The sequence below is a fragment of the Bacteroides sp. GM023 genome, from assembly GCF_014750685.1.
Taxonomy (GTDB): domain Bacteria; phylum Bacteroidota; class Bacteroidia; order Bacteroidales; family Bacteroidaceae; genus Bacteroides.
The window spans coordinates 133,875-152,939 of record NZ_JAAXGE010000005.1; the positions used below are offsets into that span (position 1 = coordinate 133,875).

The window sequence follows — 19,065 nt, forward strand, 5'->3', positions numbered from 1 at the left end:
CTATGCATAATCTAATACGACATATAGTGAAGACTTTGGTTGCCCTTTGTCTGCTACTCATAAGTATGCCTATTTATCCGATTTCATACTCTTTCCGCAGTATTTCCGAAACGGACGGACTTTCCGACCTGATGGTCAGTTCTTTTTATAAAGACTCATTAGGCTATATCTGGATTGGCACAGCAAGTTCTGTTGAACGTTTTGATGGAGTCCATCTGAAACATTACCCTATATTGGGAAATAATGAAAAACTAAAATGGGTGAATGTAATAACAGAGACGGCAGGTAATAGGATATGGATAGGGAATGATATGGGATTGTGGACGGTTCATAAGGAAACGGAAAAACTGGAACCCTTTAGTCCGGAGACTATTAATTGTGGTGTCCGTGCCCTTTTGCCAACTCAGGACGGAGGATTGTATATAGGCAGTGAAAAAGGCTTATTTATCTATCGAAATAATCAATTGGAACGACTGGCAGTAAGTTCCGACATCTTATCGGCGGAAAACTTCATCGTTGCATTGAATTTGGATGAAAATGGAACTTTATGGATTCTCACCAAAGGCGGATTACATTCCATGAACATCTCAAACCGGAAAATAACCTCTTATCCATACAAGCAAGGATTCTCCTATAGAAACATGACACGTATCGGCAAAAAGCTCTATTTAGGAACAATGGATCATGGATTGCTATGTTTTGATAGTTCGACAGGTGAGTTTAAAGAAAATATTATCGACTTGGGTTGTAACGTTATCATGTCTCTCTCCAGTGATGAAAAGAATCTGTTGTATGTAGGTACCGATGGAAACGGGGTACATTTTGTCTCTGCGGACAACATGAAGATTGTTCGTTCCTTTTGTTACGAACCGGGAAATAAACAGGCGATCCGTTCCAATTCTGTCTATGCGTTATTAGTTGACAGGGAAGGAGTGATTTGGATTGGCTTTTATCAGTTAGGATTGGATTATACGCTATATCAGAGCGGGTTTTTCTACCTATGCCTATCTTCCCTATTTCGATTCGAAAGAGATGCCTGTTCGTGCAATAGCCGTTTCGAAAGATGAGAAACTGATAGGTTCGCGCAATGGACTTTTCTATATAGATGAAAAGAAGCAGCGGTTTAAAAGTTTTAAAGTTCCTCAGTTACGTTCCAATATGATCCTGTGTATTTATGCTTTTGAAGGAAAGTATTACATCGGTACTTATGGTGGCGGTATGTATGTACTCAATCCTTCCACGTTGGCTTTGTCTGATTTTGAAGCAGCAGACCTAAAATCAACCCCATTCTTGAAAGGGCATGTGTTTAGTATAAAATCGGATGATGAAGGAAATTTGTGGATGGCGACGTCCATGGGGCTTTATTGTTATAAGGACGGGAAGCAGATCCGGCATTATACTACCGAAAATTCAAAACTACCGGGAGAAAATGTGTATGATATATGCTTTGATTCCACACGTAAAGGATGGATTTGTACAGAGAACGGTTTATGTATTTGGGATCCGTCAACCAATAGTGTGAAGTCGGATGTGTTTCCCGAAGGATTTATTCATAAAGATAAAATCCGGACGGTATATGAAGATTCCAATCATGAACTTTATTTTCTTCCTGACAAAGGTGCTATTTTTATATCTGATTTGTCGATGAATCATTTTCGGAGAATGCAGTCGGGTACTCCTTTGGATGGAAAGGATGCGATGTTTATTGTAGAAGATCCCGAAGGTTGGTTGTGGATTGGTACCAATTTGGGCTTATATCGTTATGATAAGAAAAATAATTTTATTCCCTATAATTTCGTAGATGGCTTGCCGAGCTCTATTTTTATAACCTGTTTCCCTGTAATAGACGAAGAGGGTACAATATGGTTTGGTAATTCGAAAGGTATGATTTATCTGACCTCGGAACAAAACGGCAGAAAGGCAAAATGGCATTATCCGGTTGCTATTACCGACGTACTGGTGAATGGAAAGCAATCTGTTTATGCTCAGATGAATAGAGAAAATAACGTGTATAAAATAAAATTGGAAGCCGGGCAACGCAATCTGACAATCCGTTTCTCCGGGTTTACCTATTCGGAGCCTGCTTATATGTCTTATAAATGTAAGATGGAAGGGATAGATGGCGACTGGCAATTATTGAGCGGACAATCAGAAATGACGTATTACGACTTATCATCCGGCAATTATCAGTTTAGAATTCACCGGGTGGATGATCCGGAGTCGGAAATTAGCCTGATAGTGACTGTTGCTCCTCGTTTCAATGCTGTTTTGTGGAGTATGATTGTTTTAGTGATATTGACAGTAACCTTGACTTATATATATTATCACCGGAGAATGAAACGAAACAACCTTATTGAATTGACGGAAAAGCAGCAACCGGTAATAGAAGAAAAATATAGAAAAAGCAATGTGACTGAAGAAGAATGTAGACGCTTGGCTGGCGAATTGGAACTTCTGATGCAAAGGGATCGGCTATATGTCAATCCAAATCTGAAAATAGCAGATTTAGCTTCTATATTGAATGTTTCTACTTATACATTATCCTATTTATTCAATCAATACTTGGATAAAAACTATTATGACTATTTGAATGACTATCGCATAGAGGAGTTTAAGCGTTTAGTTGATAAAGATGAATATTCCAAATATACATTGACAGCCATCGCTGAACTATGCGGTTTTAGTTCGCGCACGTCTTTCTTTCGCTATTTTAAAAAGGTTATCGGAATTACTCCGAATGAATATATTCGAAGTATCGGAAAGACCAACGAAGAATAATCTACCTATGTACCTTTCACTTTAAACTTTAGATTGATAAATACCCCTTTAGAGTCTCAAATAATAAATTGAGACTCTATGAATTTGTAACCTAACTGATTGATAATTAGCTTTTAATTTAGTTTCTCGTTCTCTGCCAATAGGACGGAATTTATCTCTCTCTTTTTGAATATCAGTTTTCATATTTACCCTCTATATTTGCCAGCGTAATGATAAACAAAAATCTAAGCAATGGAAAATATAGATATGTCATCCGCACAGTTGATTACTGATTCCTATCAGAATTATCATCGTTCCGTCTACTTATATATAGTATATAAGATAGGGAAAGATGAAGACGCGAAAGATTTGGCTCAAGATGTATTTTTGCGTTTGATGGATTATAAGCAAATGTTGCGTCCGGAAACAGTAAAGTACTTCATCTTCTCTATTTGTCGGAATTTGGTTACTGATTATTTGCGTCGTCATTATAAAATGCAGGAAATCACATCCTATTTTTTAGATCAGATTCCTACCTCTACCAATGAGGTAGAGAGTCAGATTATCGCCAATGATATAGCTGCGTGTGAGCAGGAGAGAGTTCTCCGGCTGCCTGCGCAACGGAAGAAAATTTATGCGATGAGCCGTTTCGGGCACAAATCGTCGGCAGATATTTCCGCTTGTCTCGGCTTATCTGTCCGTACGGTAGAAAATCATTTGTTTATCAGCCGGAAAGAAATCCGCGAATATATCCAACAGTGTATCTAATATTAGAATAAATAGTATAAATGTTAGTTTTAAATTTTATGTATATGAAAAAAAGTCTCTTCAGATTTTCATCGAGAAGGATTCTATTCTCCACGGTGATAGCCTCTGCTCTTCTGGCAGGTGGTTCGCAGGCTGTCTTTGCAGATGCTGGGGAAGTGCAAGCTGTATTTCAGTCTGGCACAATCAAAGGAAAAATCGTGGATTCCAATGGCGGGCCTGTCATTGGCGCCAATGTTATGGTTAAAGGTACCACGAATGGATGTATAACAGACATCGACGGAAACTTCTCATTGAAAGATGCCAAAGGAACTTTGGTTATCTCCTATATCGGTTACAAAACGGAAGAGGTACAGGTGAAAGGCTGTGAAACTAATTTGAGAATTGTGCTGAAAGAAGACTCTGAACTACTGCAAGAAGTTGTGGTGGTGGGGTACGGTAGCATGAAGAAAGAATCGTTGACAGGTTCGGTAACTGTGGTTGACCAGAAACTTTTTAAAGATAAAGGTACGGTAGCCAATCCACTCTCGGCTATGCAAGGTCAAGTACCGGGTTTACGCATCACCCGTTCGTCTGCTGCTCCGGGCGAAGAAGGATGGGGCGTCTCTATCCGTGGTTCGGTTTCGAAGAATAACGTAGAGCCTTTACTGATTATCGACGGCGTACCTGCCAGCGGTGTGAGTGAGATGGCGCAACTCAATGCTGACGATATCGAAACCATTAACTTCCTGAAAGATGCTTCGGCTGCCATTTATGGGGCAAAGGCGGCCGGCGGTGTGATTTTGGTAACCACCAAACGTCCTGACGTCGGTAGAACCAAAGTGGAATATAGCGGTTCGGTTACACGCAAAATTGTAGGTTTGCAACCTCGCATGATGAGCATGGATGAATGGACAGACGGTGTGCTCCAAGCTCGCTTGAATGATGGCTATGGCGAAGATGACAACTGGGTACGCTACGCCCGTTTGGCTAAGGCGATGAAGGGCAGTTGGATTAACCTGCATGGTGGTAACAACCCTGACGAAGATCCCATTCCGGGAGGATTCCGTGGCGTGGCTGATTTTGTGTTTCACGATATGAACTGGACTGATGTGTTGTGGGGAAATGCCACTTCTACCCAGCATAATCTTAGTGTAAGCGGAGGTACTGAAAAATCGAGTTACCGACTTTCACTAGGTTATTTGAACGACCAAGGTACGCTGCAATGGGGAAACAACTCAAACGAACGCTATAATGCACGTTTGTTCAGTAGCGTCAAGATAAACGACCGTATCAGTTTGGAAACCAACATGTCGGCCAGTCGCCAGCATCAAGTAGCTCCTACACAGATTGGCAGCATATTAGGCAGCAGCATACCGCAACCGGGGCTTCCGGTTTCGACTATCGATGGCAAACCTTATGCATGGGGTGGTATTCACACTCCCAACTGGTCAGCCGAGTTGGGCGGAGACAACAAACTTGTGGTAACCGCTATGAGTGTGAATGAGATTTTAAAAGTAAACATTCTGGATGGGCTTGATTTTCAAGGCACTTTGGGATACTCAACGAATAACGCAGCCCGTGATGAACAATATCTTTCGATTGATTGGTATCAATACGACGGAACACCGATTCTGAACGAGAACTCTCCTTATCCCGCCAAAGAAAAATCGTCATATACGAAAAGTTCCGCACGTACCGACAACTACACAGCATCCGCTTTCCTCACTTATAAGAAGTTATTTGATGAAGTTCATGACATATCGCTTATGGGAGGTGTGCAATACGACTATGCTGCTTACGATTATAGCGGTACCAAAGCAATGGATGTGGAAGCTGCTATCGAATCGCTCAACGGTAAGGGGCAAGTCTACATCGATAAAGTAGACCGTTGGGAGGAAGCCATTCTTTCTTATTTCGGCCGTTTGAATTATAACTACAAGTCGAGATATATGGTAGAAGTGAATGCTCGCTACGACGGCTCTTCAAAATTCTTGCCTGAAAACCGCTGGAACTTCTTTTGGGGGGCATCGGCCGGATGGCGTATCACTGAAGAGAAATTTATGGAGAACTTGCGCAATTATGTGAGTGAACTGAAACTGCGTGCTTCATATGGTGAGGTAGGTAACCAAAACGGTATCGGACGCTATGACGGCATACAACTCTACAACTATAAATCTGGTAGCGGTGCCTTGTTAGGCAATTCGAAAGGAACCTATGTAGAATCTGCCGGACTGGTGAGTACCGTGCGCACTTGGGAACGCATCTACAACTATAACTTGGGTATCGATTTCGGTTTCCTCAACAATCGCCTTACAGGTACGTTCGAGGTATTTAAAAAGAAAAATGACAATATGCTGGTTTCTCGTTTGCATCCCGGTGTTTTGGGTGGAACGGCTCCCAGTACCAATAGTGGTAAGTTCGAAGCTAATGGTTACGATGCCAGTTTGACTTGGCGTGACAAGATAGGCAGTTTCAACTATCACGTTGGCGCTACACTGACCTATATGAATAACAAACTCATTGATGGAGGTAACATTGTGGTGAATGCAGGCTATAACGAAGCAGTGAATGGCTACCCACTCAATTCTGTGTTTGGTTATCGCTACGTGGGCAAGGTTCAAAACCAGGACCAGCTGGACTATTATGTGGACAAATATGTGGGCAGCAACTCTATCGCCCTGCCTGCCAACCTGCGTTTAGGTGACCACATGTATGAGGATGTGAACAAAGATGGTAAATTGACACAGGATGACCTTGTATTTCTCGGTTCCGACGACCCCAAATATTCGTTCTCGTTTAATTTCGGATGTGAGTGGAAGGGATTCGATTTCAATACCGTGTTCCAAGGTGTGGGCAAACGTACCATCTATCGTGAAATCGACTCTTGGAAAGTGCCTTTCAAAGCTATTTGGCTGAACACTACTAATCAGTCAGTAGGTAATGTATGGAGCCCTGAAACCCCTAACAACCATTTTCCTACCTATTCGAACAGCAATGACATCAATAACTACAACTACATTCCTTCTACCTGGTCGGCCGACAATGGTGCCTACTTGCGTCTCAAAGAGATTGTGCTGGGTTACACATTGCCAAAGGCATGGATGAACAAGAGCGGCTTCATCAGCAACTTGCGTGTTTACGTATCGGGTGCCGACTTGTGGGAGAAATCGTACATTAGTGATGGATGGGACCCCGAAGCTACTCGCAAAGTGGAGAACAAACAACGCTATCCGTTTAACCGCACCGTGACTTTCGGTGTGAATGCCACGTTCTAATTTTTATTCTTAATATTGAAGATAACAATGAAAAAAATAGCATATATTTTAGGAGTTATTTGCGCCATGACCATGCAGTCGTGTTTAGACCTTGAGCCCAAGACGCAATTGGCCGATACCAACTATTGGGAGTCGCCCGAACATTTCAAACTCTTTGCCACCCAGTTTTATGGCTGGTCGGCAGACTTTCGATGGCTTGACGATAGTCAGCACGCCGATATTCGTTCGGACTTGTTTGCTTATAGTACGGTGAATGTCTATAGCAATGGAACGAACAGTATTCCGTCGTCCGACAAGCACTATACCGACAATTACAATCGTATTCGCCAAACCAACACTCTGTTGCAACAAGCCGATGCGTACGACCGACAAGCTGACATCACCACTTCGGTGGGTGAAGCTCACTTCTTCCGTGCTTATTGCTACTTCGAGTTGTTGCAGGCTTACGGTGACCTTATTATTACCCGCACACCGCTCGATGTCGATTCGCCAGAGATGCAGAAGGCCCGCAATCCGCGTACCGAGGTGGCTGACTTTATCATTGACGACTTAAAAGAGGCCGTCAGACTCTTACCTGTCGATAAAGCTATCAGTAGCAGCGATGAAGGCCGTCTCTCCAGCGAAGCCGCTTTGGCATTTCTTTCACGTGTAGCTCTCTATGAAGGCACATGGGAGAAATTCCACAATGGCGGTCAAAACACCGAACGTACAAAAGATTTGCTTAACACTGCGGCACAGGCAGCCCATGATGTGATGCAAAGCGGAACATTCGAACTTTTTGCTCCTCAAGAACTGGGTACGGAAGCCTATAAGTATCTCTTCATCCTGGAAAATGAGAAGTCAAACCCTGCCAGCATCAATAAAACAGGTAATAAAGAGTATATTTTTACCCGCCGTCATGACCCCGTTCTCAACTCTATTGGTTTCAATATTACACAGGGGCGTTTGGGTAATGCTCTGTACGTCACTCGTAAAATGGCTAATATGTATCTGCAAAGTAATGGGTTACCCATCAACCCCCAAACGTGGAGTTACACAAAAGTGGATGATGAATATAAAAACCGCGACAACCGTATGAACAATCAGCTTATGGTACCCGGACAGACCTACTGGGGTACAAACGGCGGGCGCATCAATTGGACCGGGGACGCTGCCGAAATAGCCAATGCCTCGCATCGAAATTTCATACCTCAAACAGGTACGGGCTACTTCCCTCATAAGTGGTGTAGCGAACGCGATGGAGTGCCTACCGGTATGGAAGCTTACGACTTTCCCATCATTCGCTATGCCGAGGTGTTGTTGAACTATGCAGAAGCCGTGTTTGAACGTGATGGGCAGATATCAGATGAAGACTTAGCTATCAGCTTGAACCTGACACGCAAACGCGTCAACCCCGAAATGCCCGACTTGACCAACGATTTTGTTACGACAAACAATCTGGATATGCGTACCGAGATTCGTCGCGAACGTACCATTGAATTTTTCGATGAGAATTTCCGCATTGATGACCTGAAACGTTGGAAAACAGCCGAAGACGAAATGCCGATGAACCTCACCGGTGTGAAGTGGGAGGGAACCGATTTTGAAAACAGATGGCCCGATGCTTCTTTTAAGGATAAAGATGGCGAAGGTTGTATCATCCACGAGAAAGGACGCAACTGGCACGAAAAGCATTACTTGTTGCCGCTGCCCGCTGACCAACTCAAACTGAATCCCAACTTGAAACAAAATCCGGGTTGGAACCAATAATCCATTCATCATTCATTTATAAAGTAATCGAATTATGACAAACAAAAACATACTTCAAAAAGGTGCATTTGCAGCACTGATGACGAGTAGCTTGGTGATGACCGTTTCGTGTAACGATGACGATGTATCCACCGTTTTAGACGAGAGAGTACTCGTGAAGGAAATCAGCCTTGAAGTGACTCCTGACCTGCCTCTGTTGATAGGTACTGATACATTAATAAAATATACGGTAGGCCCCGATGAAGCTTTCAACAAAGAGTTGGTATGGAAATCAACTGTGCCCGATGTAGCTACCGTAGATGCCGAAGGACGCATCACGGCAGTAAGTGCGGGTAGCACGGTCATTTCGGCCAGGCCGGCTGTAGGCTATTCTACCACTTCAACCATCAATGTGAAGGTGGTAAACGAAATTGTTCACATCGCTGATATCAATCTCACTAACGAAGAGCTTGAAGTGTTTGTTACCTCGACTTTGCCACTCACTTGGCAAACTATTCCGGCCGACCCAACTTATCCCGGGGTGATTTGGAAAAGCCTCACTCCTGATAAGGCTACCATCAATGAAAAAGGTGAAGTAAAGGGCGTAGCTGAAGGAACGGCACGTATCCAGGTTACCGCTACCGATGACAAGCATTTTACAAAAGAGTTTGAAATTAAGGTGAAGCCCATTATCTATATCGAAAGTATGGAATTCGTGAAGGAAGCCGACAAGCTGGCTTTAGGCGAAACCTATACTCCGCAGATGAATGTAATGCCGGCAGACGCTACACTATCGTACATCGCATGGGAAAGCAACAAACCCGATGTTGTGGAAGTTGACGAAAAAGGCCGATTCGTGGCGAAGGCTTATGGCAATGCCGTGATTACCGCTTTGGCTGATTATGGTGACGGTAAACCTGTCAAAGCTACGATGAGTATTAACGTGAGTGAAGGTTTAATGAACGACCAGTTTACTATCGAGAATATGTGGCAGCCATTCGGCAGCTTTAACCACAGGGAATTTGAATGGATGAAAAACGATGGAACGCTTCGCGTCTTCCCAGGCGATGATAAGGCTTACAAGGCTATGCGCATTTGTCGCACTGGTGGATTTGGATTCAATGTAACCAACTATCCCATCTTGGCCTTTAAAGTGAAATTCCCCGAAAATGTGTTCGAAGCATCCACAAGCATGGAGTGGTATCTCGACATTTGGGGGGGAAGCGGCATTACAGTAGCCGGTAAATATGGTGAAGATACCGATAAAGGTAAAAACGCCATGGCTGTGGTAGATTGCGGTGAATATAAAGTGTTCTATGCCGACTTTACGAAGAAATTCCTCGGCTCAAAACAACAGTATATGCCAACTGCATTGACGAAGTATGATACGGTGGAACTTCAATTTTGGAAAATCTGGTATGAAGCCAATGAAACTGGCAGTATCTATGTGGATTGGATTAAGACTTTCACATCGGAACAGGAACTGAAAAATCTGATAAAGGTTGAAAGTTCTGAATAATTGTAACCGACTTCTCAGAAAACTGATTGAATAACAAAATGAAATTTGAATGTATGAAAAATCTGATTTATACCTTCGTGGGCAACATAGCGCTTGTGTTATTGACCAGCTGCAGTGCCGAGTTCGAGAACGGAACTCCCGAACCGTGGCAACGCGAAATTAACCCCAATGAAAATTATGAGTACACCATCAAGCATCCTTGTCTGGTGAACACCGAAGCCGACTTTGAACGTGCACGCCGCAAAGTGAATGAACGCGCCGAACCTTGGATTAGCGGCTGGCAAAAATTGTGCGATAGCCGATTTGCCCAACTGAGCTACAATTCAAATCCGCAAGAGGAAATTGTGCGCCACTCGCAAGGCGGGAACTTTAATACGGCTGCTTTCGATGCCGGCGCCGCTTATCAGTTGGCTTTACGTTGGAAAATTTCGGGGGATGAAGATTACGCCAAAGCGGCTATTAAAATTCTGAACGGATGGGCTAAGACTTGTAAGGGGGTGAATTATAAAACATGGCCTGACGACAGCCATCGCCTGCTTGCCGCCGGATTCATCGGTTACCAGTTTGCTGCTCCCGCTGAACTGATGCGCGACTATGAAGGCTGGAAAACCGAAGATTTCGAAATCTTCAAGAAATGGATAGATAAAACTTTCTATCCCATCTGCGATGATTTCTTAGATAACCACTTTAACTCTTCAGCTATTGCGGGCTGGATGAGTTGGGACCTGCCCGCCATGCTCACCATTCTTTCTATCGGTGTGCTGAACGATGACGATGCCAAGATAAAACAAGCCTTGGAGTTTTTCTATCACGGAAAAGGTATGGGCTGCATCGAGTGGTCGGTGAAAGGTATGCACGAAGACCCGGAGGGAAAAGTGAAAGGCAGACATTTGGCACAGAGTCAGGAGATGGGACGTGACCAAGGACACGCTACTCTCAACGTAGGATTGCACGCTTACTTCTGCCGTACAGCCTATAACATGGGTATTGACCTTTTCGCCTACAATGACAACATCATTCTCGACCTCTGCGAATACACGGCTAAGTACAACCTGACTTCGACCGAAGATGTAGAGATGCCCTTCGAACCTTACTATCACCCCAAGTATGGCTGGCATGAGAAGGTATCGGCCGACGGTAAAGGCCGTGCCCGTCCGGGATGGGAACTTCTTTATAACCATTATGCCAAGGTGAAACGTCTGAATGCGCCTTATTCACAAGCCTTTGCCGAAAAAGAACGTCCCGAAGGATATGGTGAGCGTGGTACTGCCGAAGCCGGTGATTTGGGATTTGGAACATTATTGTATACTGAAGAATAACTTTTAGAGATTCTCCTGCTGATTTCAAGGAGTTAAGAAGTCAGGCTTCTTAACTCCTTGATACTCTCCGCTGAAACCCTCATAACTCTTTCCTTATGATAAATAGATTATTTTCTGCCTTATTATTCCTTTTCTGCCTTTTGGGTGGTTCACCTCAAACGACGAAGGCGCAAAACAACGAGTGGGAAGACCCCACCAGATATGAGTGGAACAAAGAGAAGCCACATACTGACTTTCGTCTCTATGAGCGGGCTGACGATGCTGTAAGCGATAATCCTCAAAAATCGCCCTGGCAACATTCATTGAATGGTACGTGGAAGTTTATCTACGCCCCAGATATAGCAGAGAGCATAAAAGATTTTTATCGCACAGATTTATCCGACAATAACTGGGATACAATTACCGTACCTTCCAACTGGGAAATCCAAGGATTTGGTGAGCCGATTATCCGTAACATTCAGTATGTGTTTTCACCCAATCCACCTTATATTGACGTTGACAATCCGGTGGGTACCTACCGGCGCACATTTACAATCCCTCAACATTGGCAGGACCGTGAAGTGTTGTTGCATTTCGGCTCTATCAGCGGCTACGCCCGTATTTATGTGAACGGACAACAAGTAGGCATGACCAAAACTTCGAAGGTCCCTGCTGAATTCAATATAACCCGCCATCTGAAAGAAGAGGAGAATTTACTTGCCGTGCAGGTATATCGTTGGCACGATGGCAGCTATATGGAAGACCAGGATTTTTGGCGTTTGAGCGGTATCGAACGCGATGTTTTCCTTACCGCTTATCCCAAAACTACTATCTGGGATTTCTTCTTGCATGCAGGACTGGACGATACCTATCGGCATGGGAAATTCCGGGCTACCGTAGACCTACGTTCGTTCAATACTAATATGACTCCTGCCAAAGGGACGCTTACACTCGAATTGAAGGACGCAGAGGGTAAAATAGTCTTGTCGGCCAAGAAAGCATATCATATTTCAGATATTAGTACTACACTAGCCTTTGAAGGCGCTATACGCAACGTACAGAAATGGAGTGCTGAACAGCCTTCGCTTTACAACTGTATCCTGACACTTCAAACCGATAACGACAAGCAAAAAACAGTAGTGGCTCATAAAGTCGGATTCCGCCGTATCGAAATAAAGAATGCCAAACTGTGGGTGAATGGTGTTCCAACCTATATAAAGGGGGTCAACCGACATGAACATAACGACAGTTTGGGACATACTCAAACTTATGAAATCATGATGAATGACCTGAAGCTGATAAAGCAACTGAATATGAACGCTGTTCGTACCAGCCATTATCCCAATCATCCGTTGTTTTATAAATTGTGCGACCAATATGGCATTTACATTGTAGATGAAGCCAATATTGAAACCCACGGAATGGGTTCAGTTCCTTATTTCAAAGATACGATACCGCATCCTGCCTATCGTCCCGAATGGTATGCTGCTCATGTAGACCGTATCACCCGTATGGTAGAAAGAGATAAAAACCATCCATGTATCATTGGCTGGTCATTAGGAAATGAGTGTGGTAATGGAATCGTATTCCATGATGAATATAAACGCCTGAAAGAATACGATCTCAGCCGTTTTGTACAGTTTGAGCAAGCTTGGGAAGATTGGAATACAGATATTGTATGTCCGATGTATCCTAATATGTGGAAAATAACGGAATATGCCAAGTCCGGTAAACAGCGCCCGTTTATCATGTGTGAGTATGCTCATGCCCAGGGGAATAGCAATGGTAACTTTAAAGACCTTTGGGATGTTATTTATGACAGTCCTAATTTGCAGGGTGGCTTTATCTGGGATTTTATGGATCAAGGATATAAGATGAGTACAGAACCGAGAGACGGACGTACCTATTGGATGTATAATGGCAAAATGGGAAGCTATAAATGGCTGGAAGATAAGAAAGGGGAACTGAATACAGGAACCGATGGTTTAATTTCTGCTAATGGTATCCCCAAACCGCAAGCGTATGAAGTAAAGAAAGTCTATCAATATATTCAGTTTAATGCCAAAGATTTAAGTAAAGGGATTATTTCAATTAGAAACCGTTATGACTTTACCAATCTGAATGAATATGCTTTCACTTGGGAGATAACTAAAAATGGAGAGAAGTTCTCTACCGGAAATTTCAATGTTGAATTAAAACCTCATGCGGAAAGAGAGATGCGTTTAAGCCTTCCTGTTATCCCGGAAGATGGACATGAATATTTTCTCAACCTTTATGCCTATACAAAGGTTGCTACCGATTTAATCCCTGCACATTATGAAGTAGCTAAAGAACAGATAAAGCTAAATAAAAGCAGTTTTTTTGCTCCTCTTCCTGTTTGTTCGGGTAAGTTGTCTTATGAAATGAAAGACAACGTTTTATCCTTTCAGTCGGGTACTGTTTCCGGTAAGATTGATTTGAAAAAAGGAGTATTGTTTAATTATAGTATAAATGGCAAACAACCCATTAAGCAATATCCGGAACCCGCTTTTTGGCGTGCTCCGGTTGATAACGACTTCGGCAATAAAATGCCAGCTTTGGCAGGTGTTTGGCGGACAGTTCATGTCAACCGTTATGTGAAGAATGTAATAATAGACGAGAAGAATGAAAAGGGATTGTCCATAAAGGTTGATTGGATATTAAGTGATATTCAGATTCCTTATACGATGGAATATTTGATACGCAATAATGGCTCTATTATTGTGACAGGAAGCATCGACCTGACAGGAACGAGACTTCCTGAACTTCCCCGCTTCGGTATGCGGATGGAATTGCAACAACCCTATGAGAATCTGACTTATTATGGCAGAGGTCCTTTTGAAAACTACATCGACCGTTATTCAAGTTCATTCATCGGGCGTTATGATGATAAAGTTGAAAACCAGTTTTACTGGTATATACGTCCGCAGGAAACCGGTAATAAAACAGATGTCCGCTGGCTGTCTTTATTGGATGGCGAAGGACAAGGAGTGAAAATTACAGGTCTGCAACCTATCGCATTCTCCGCCTTGCACTTCTCACCGGAAGACCTTGACCCGGGGTTGACCCGGAAGATGCAGCATACGATTGACATTGTTCCTCAAAAGAATATCTTTCTGCATGTAGATTTGAAACAGCGTGGACTGGGCGGTGACAATAGTTGGGGAATGTATCCGCACAATGAATATAGACTGCTTGATAAGAAATATGCATATAGTTATATGATTGAATTGATAGATTGATGTTTTTTTTGAGTGACGTTTGAGTAAATATAATCGTCTTTTCGTATTTGTTTATTAAACATATAGCAGATATGAAGAGACGATTTTTAATAAAAGAAGTATTCTTCTTTGGAGATTTTTATGTAAGTTTGTCACATGTTTAATATGAGAAGAGCTGTAAACAGGTGAAAGACACGATTAAATATCTGATTTTTTTAATAATATATTTGGTTTGCGGTGTCAATCTGCAAGCCCAGAATTATACATTTCGTAATGTCGTCATGTCCGACGGACTTTCCGGATTGTTGGTGAATGCTATTTATAAAGATTCGGAAGGCTTCGTTTGGTTGGGAACTGATAACTGTCTCGACCGTTTTGATGGCGTGAAAGTGCGTCATTTTGAATTCCGGGGCATTGAATCGGGGAGAAAGAAACGTGTGAACAGCGTTACGGAAACAGCCAATAAACAACTTTGGGTAGGAAATGGTATAGGACTTTGGCGGCTGAACCGCACTAACAGCCAATTGGACAGGATTGTCCCCGAAAAGATAGACTTTGCTGTAAATACATTGCTGGCTGATGGAGATATTCTTTATATCGGTACGGAGAAAGGTTTGTTTATCCATAAAGACGGTCAGTTGCTTCAAGTCCTGACAGACCGGAATATGCTCGCCGCCTGTAACAGAATCATGGATATTTGCCTGAATGAAGATAAAACCGTATTATGGCTGGCTACAGTGCAAGGCTTGTATTCTTATTCGCTGAAAGATGGAAAGATTGATTCCTGGCATTTTCAGGAGAATGTACCCGAAGCAGATTATTTCCGTTGTCTGACTCGAATCGGGGAAACGCTCTATCTCGGTACAATGAGCCAGGGGGTAGTACGTTTCGATATAAAAAAGAAAGCATTCTCTCATACAGTATCTTTGGGGTGTGATGTCATTTCCGATATTTCCAGCGATGGGAAAGAGACTGTGTATATAGCTACTGATGGCAATGGCGTCCATTTTCTTTCGCATAAAGACCAACAAGTGACACGCCGTTTTTATCACGATCTCAATGATAAGGAAGGAATTCGCAGTAATTCTGTCTACTCTTTGCTTGTAGATGATAGAGGTGCTGTCTGGGTGGGGCATTTTCAGGCAGGGCTAGATTATTCGCTCTATCAGAACGGACTTTTCCGTACCTATGTTTATCCGCCTTTGTTCAACTCGGCCAACCTTTCCATTCGCTCTTTCGTAAACAGGGGACAGGAGAAAGTAATCGGTTCGCGTGACGGTTTGTTTTATATAAATGAAGTTACCGGAGTAGTAAAGAGTTTTGTAAAACCCGTCCTAACCTCGGATTTGATACTGACAATCAGTTTCTATCAAGGAGAATATTATATCGGTACGTATGGTGGAGGTATGATGGTGCTGAATCCGGAGACGCTGTCTCTTAAATATTTTGCACAGGGTGATACGGAGCTTTTCCAAAAAGGACATATATTCTGTGTGAAACCGGATGCAAAGGGAAATCTTTGGATAGGAACTTCGCAAGGATTGTTTAGTTATAACGGGCAGACAAAACAGATAAAGCATTTCACCAGTGCCAACTCCCAGTTGCCGGAAGGTAACGTTTATGAGGTCAGTTTTGATTCCACCGGCAAAGGGTGGATTGCTACGGAAACCGGTATGTGTATTTATGACCCGGCTTCCCAAAGTTTACGTTCCAATGTCTTTCCCGAAGGATTTGTGAACAAGGATAAAGTGCGCACCATTTATGAAGACTCCGAACATAACCTTTATTTTATCCGTGAGAAAGGGAGCTTGTTTACATCAACCTTGACGATGGATCGTTTTCGTAATCAATCTGTATTTTCCACGCTTCCCGACAATTCTTTGATGGCGATTGTAGAAGATAATCAAGGTTGGTTGTGGGTAGGCTGTAATGACGGCTTGCTGCGTATCAAAAAGGAAGGGGAGGAGTATGACGCTTTCACTTTCAATGATGGAGTGCCCGGGCCGACTTTTACTAATGGAGCTGCTTATAAGGACGAGCATGGAATATTATGGTTTGGCAATACGAAAGGGCTGATATCTGTCGATCCAAAACGGGTGGATGAAGTGCGGGGTAAAGTCCGTCCGATTGTATTTACGGATATATTAGCCAATGGAGTTCCTTTCACCAGTCCGTCCTTGAAATATAATCAGAATAATCTGACTTTCTGTTTCACAGATTTTGCCTATGGCCTGCCTTCCGCATTGCTGTACGAATATCGCTTGGAAGGCGTTGATAAAGATTGGAAACTATTGGCTGCGCAGAACGAAGTTTCTTATTATGGACTTTCTTCCGGGACGTATACATTCCGTATTCGTCTTCCGGGAAATGAGCAGTCGGAAGCTACTTGTCAAGTGACAGTCTGTCCTATGATACCTTGGTGGGGTTGGGCGCTTTCCGTTTTATTAATTGTAGGAATCATAGCCTTTATACGGTATTATGTATGGAAACGCATACGTCGTTTGCCTGCTTCTTCTGTTGCTTCATCGGCTTCAGTATCAGCAGAGGAAATACAACAGAAAGAGCAATCGGTGGAACAGCCGGAAGTGATTTCTGAGCAACAACCTTCCACTGCCGAAGAGAAATATAAGACTAATAGGCTAACTGAAGAGGAGTGTAAAGAGCTTCATAAGAAACTGGTGGCTTATGTGGAGAAAGAAAAGCCTTATATTAATCCCGATTTGAAAATGGGTGACTTGGCTTCTGCTTTGGATACTTCTTCACATTCATTATCGTACCTTTTGAACCAATATCTTAATCAGTCTTACTATGATTTTATAAACGAATACCGTGTCACCCAATTCAAAAAATGGGTAGCAGATAGCAAATATTCCCGCTATACATTGACTGCACTGGCAGAACTCTGTGGATTTAGTTCGCGTGCATCTTTCTTCCGGTCATTCAAAAAGAGTACAGGAGTTACTCCGAATGAATATATCCGTAGCATCGGAGGTACTGCCAAGGAAGAATAAGTACTTCTTTCATTGGTTTCATGTACATCATTCACATCTATCCTGTACTTGATTCACTCCAATGTTGTACATGTTTGTCATCTCTCTTGTACTGGTTTTATTCCGTTCTTGTACTTATCCGGATTTAAACCGCTATTTGTCCGTATTTAGTACTGTGGGAAGGTGTGCTTTCTACTGACATTACTGACAACTGACACTTTGTGCTTATTTGTCAGCGGTTTTATATGTTTATGTGTTTGTTGTTGCTTGATAATCAATTAAATATCTCTTATTTGTAGAACCGATAGATACCGCTGATTATTCCATTATTTTATTTTTGTCAGTGGCCTTCTATATCTTATTATGTTGATATAAATCAAATATATGATACCTTTTGGAAGTTAGTAGGTATTATGCGATAAAATATACAGGAAGGTAATAATTGGATACATTTTCTCTTTTAACATAGAAAGAATTTCAAAAGAAATAGGCATAAAGGTGTCAGTTGTCAGTTGTGTCAGTAGGTTTTCTTTGAGTTTGTTTATTATGTGGTTGATATATAGTGTATTATGTGAATTTATGTCTACGGTGAGACTGACTGAAATGCGTTTTTGTTACTGACATTCTAAACGTTAATTTTAGAATTATGGAGTAGTAATTATTATTTATATAATTTTTCGACCCTATTTCTCAACTTATTTTCTCCGGTTGCAAAGGTTAGTTGCGACATTATATTCTGCCAAATAGCTATTGATGATAAGAAATGAGTTCTAATACTTCTTATATGGGCATAATTGAGTCTCATTTTATAAAGTGAGACTCAATTATGATAGTGGGTAATGCGTTGATTATTAATGTTATAACTTTAAATAAGTCTATCTAGATTCGTTGAGATTGATCCGTCCTATTTTCAGGATGTTATATCCGAAATCCCCTCTATATTTGCATCGTGATCAAAACCGAAAAAGATAGTATTATGGAGACAACAACTAACACTTCCGACAGCATCATCACCCGTTCTTATGAAGAATATTATCAGGTGATTCTTACCTATATTACTTATCGTATCACTCATCGCTACGAAGCTGAGGATTTAGCCCAAGATGTATTTGTACGTCTGCTGGACTACAAACAAATGCTTCGCCCGGATACAGTGAAGTATTTCCTGTTCACCATTGCCCGTAATATAGTAACCGACTATATCCGTCGCTATTATAAGAAACAAGAGATAGACGGCTATATCTATGATACTATGTCCACCTCTACCAATGAAACCGAAGAAAAAATTATCGGTGATGATTTAATGACAATGGAACGCAACCGTTTGGCTGCCATGCCCGAGCAACGTCGGTTAATTTATACATTAAACCGTTTTGAAAATAAAACCTCGCCGGAAATCGCCAATGAACTGAATCTAAGCTGTAGGACAGTAGAAAACCACCTGTTTCTGGGCCGTCGTGAAATGCGCGAATTCTTCCGAAATTGTATATAATCTTATTCATTAATAAATAA

General features: G+C 42.2%; 8 protein-coding genes and 1 pseudogene. All 9 read left to right on the forward strand.

Going from position 1 to position 19,065, the window contains the following annotated elements:
- Window positions 1–2: 2 nt before the first annotated feature.
- Window positions 3–2,778, forward strand: a pseudogene (locus tag HC965_RS11590) (two-component regulator propeller domain-containing protein).
- Window positions 2,779–3,009: 231 nt separating this feature from the next.
- Window positions 3,010–3,525 (forward strand): sigma-70 family RNA polymerase sigma factor, encoded by a 516-nt coding sequence (locus HC965_RS11595; protein ID WP_191031600.1) that lies wholly within the window; start codon window positions 3,010–3,012, stop codon window positions 3,523–3,525.
- 44 nt (window positions 3,526–3,569) lie between these two features.
- The gene (locus tag HC965_RS11600; protein WP_191031601.1) at window positions 3,570–6,779 is read left to right on the forward strand and encodes a TonB-dependent receptor; all 3,210 of its coding nucleotides are present in this window, start codon (window positions 3,570–3,572) and stop codon (window positions 6,777–6,779) included.
- A gap of 27 nt (window positions 6,780–6,806) precedes the next feature.
- A complete protein-coding gene (locus HC965_RS11605; RefSeq protein WP_191031602.1) occupies window positions 6,807–8,528 on the forward strand; it encodes a RagB/SusD family nutrient uptake outer membrane protein in 1,722 nt (573 codons plus the stop codon).
- Window positions 8,529–8,562: 34 nt separating this feature from the next.
- Window positions 8,563–10,026, forward strand: a complete 1,464-nt coding sequence (locus tag HC965_RS11610; RefSeq protein ID WP_191031603.1) for an Ig-like domain-containing protein — start codon at window positions 8,563–8,565, stop codon at window positions 10,024–10,026.
- 53 nt (window positions 10,027–10,079) lie between these two features.
- Window positions 10,080–11,345: an alginate lyase family protein gene (locus HC965_RS11615; protein WP_223854841.1), complete on the forward strand. Its 1,266-nt coding sequence runs from the start codon at window positions 10,080–10,082 to the stop codon at window positions 11,343–11,345.
- 95 nt (window positions 11,346–11,440) lie between these two features.
- Window positions 11,441–14,584, forward strand: a complete 3,144-nt coding sequence (locus HC965_RS11620) for a glycoside hydrolase family 2 TIM barrel-domain containing protein (protein ID WP_191031605.1) — start codon at window positions 11,441–11,443, stop codon at window positions 14,582–14,584.
- A 164-nt stretch (window positions 14,585–14,748) separates the two neighbouring features.
- Window positions 14,749–17,574 (forward strand): two-component regulator propeller domain-containing protein, encoded by a 2,826-nt coding sequence (locus HC965_RS11625; protein ID WP_191031606.1) that lies wholly within the window; start codon window positions 14,749–14,751, stop codon window positions 17,572–17,574.
- Window positions 17,575–18,529: 955 nt separating this feature from the next.
- Window positions 18,530–19,045, forward strand: a complete 516-nt coding sequence (locus HC965_RS11630) for an RNA polymerase sigma-70 factor (protein ID WP_191031607.1) — start codon at window positions 18,530–18,532, stop codon at window positions 19,043–19,045.
- Window positions 19,046–19,065 lie beyond the last annotated feature (20 nt).